Origin of the sequence: Cryobacterium aureum (genome assembly GCF_002954245.1) — a bacterium.
In the GTDB taxonomy this organism is placed as follows: Bacteria; Actinomycetota; Actinomycetes; order Actinomycetales; family Microbacteriaceae; genus Cryobacterium; species Cryobacterium aureum.
Genome location: NZ_PPTG01000006.1, coordinates 1 through 1,359 on the forward strand (window position 1 = coordinate 1; position 1,359 = coordinate 1,359).

Sequence of the window (1,359 nt, forward strand, 5' to 3'; positions counted from 1 at the left end):
TGAACCGTCCCTGATTTCCTGCCGCTTTCTTTCTAGTGAAAGGATTCGGTTATGCCCAAGAAATACCCAGATGAGGTTCGTGAGCGAGCGGTTCGTATGACGCTTGATCGTGTGAAGGATTACCCGTCGATGTGGGCCGCGTGCCGCGAACTGGCACCCAAGCTCAATGTCGGCCCGGAGACGTTGCGGAAGTGGGTCAGGCAGGCGCAATCCGACGCGGGAGAACGGACGGGCCCAACGAGCGAAGAGCTCGAGGAGATCAAGCGCCTCAAGCGCGAAAACCGCGATCTTCGGGAAACTAACGAGATCCTCAAAGCAGCGGCGTCTTTCTTCGCGAGGGAGCTCGACCCTCGCAACCGTCCATAGTCGCATTCATCGCTCGGATGAAGGCGAACGGCCATGGAGTCGAGCTGACTTGTGGCGTCCTGCGTGAGCAGGGCGTCGCGGTCACTTCACGGTCGTATCGTACATGGAAGATTCGCGCTGCCGCCGTTCGGACCCGCAGCGACGCTGTCCTCTTGGATCGGCTCAAAGCGTTGAAGGCGCGGGACGTGCAGGGCCGGCAACAGCCGGAGATTCTCTACGGCCGCCGGAAGATGACGGCGTGGCTGAGTCGGGGCGAGTTCGCCGGTGTGTCCAAGCACACCGTGGACCGGTTGATGCGGCTGGAAGGCATGAACGGCCTCGTTCGCGGCCGTAAGCCGCGCAGCACCGTCACGACCGGGAAGGATTCGGCCCGCGCTCCTGACCTGCTCAAACGTAATTTCAGCGCGCCCCACCCGAACCACAGCTGGGTGACGGACTTCACGTATGTGCCGACGTGGGGCGGGTTCGTCTACGTGGCCTTCGCGATCGACTTGTATTCTCGCGCGATCGTCGGCTGGCATGCATCCACGGTCAAGGACACCCCGTTCGTCGAGGTGTGTTTGAACATGGCGCTCTGGCGCCGAGACAACGCCGGACACACCGTCCAGCCCGGCCTCATCCACCATTCCGATGCCGGCTCGCAATACACGTCGATCAAGTTCACCGAGACCGTCGCACTCGAGGGCCTGGTCGCATCCATCGGGACGGTTGGTGACGCGTATGACAATGCGGCCGCCGAGACCGTCATGGGCCTCTACAAGAACGAGGCCGTCGCGAAGAACTCACCTTTCATCACCGGTCCGCTGAAGACCCTCGCCGATGTTGAGAAGCTCACCTTCGACTGGCTCGATTGGTACAACAATCGGCGGCTACACAGCGCTCTGGGGAACATGCCACCGGCTGAATACGAGCTCAACTATTACGCTGGAACAAACGGCCCGATAAAAATCGAAGCCGCCAACAAAACGGCGGCATGAAACCCGGGACGGTTCA

1 protein-coding gene is annotated in these 1,359 nt (G+C 61.1%); it reads left to right on the forward strand.

The window, feature by feature from the left end; genetic code table 11:
- Window positions 1-51 precede the first annotated feature (51 nt).
- A protein-coding gene (locus tag CJ028_RS02955) for an IS3 family transposase (RefSeq protein WP_105033802.1) occupies window positions 52-1,343 on the forward strand; the annotation gives its coding sequence in 2 pieces (ribosomal slippage) (window positions 52-322 and window positions 322-1,343; 1,293 coding nt in all).
- The last annotated feature ends 16 nt before the right edge of the window (window positions 1,344-1,359 follow it).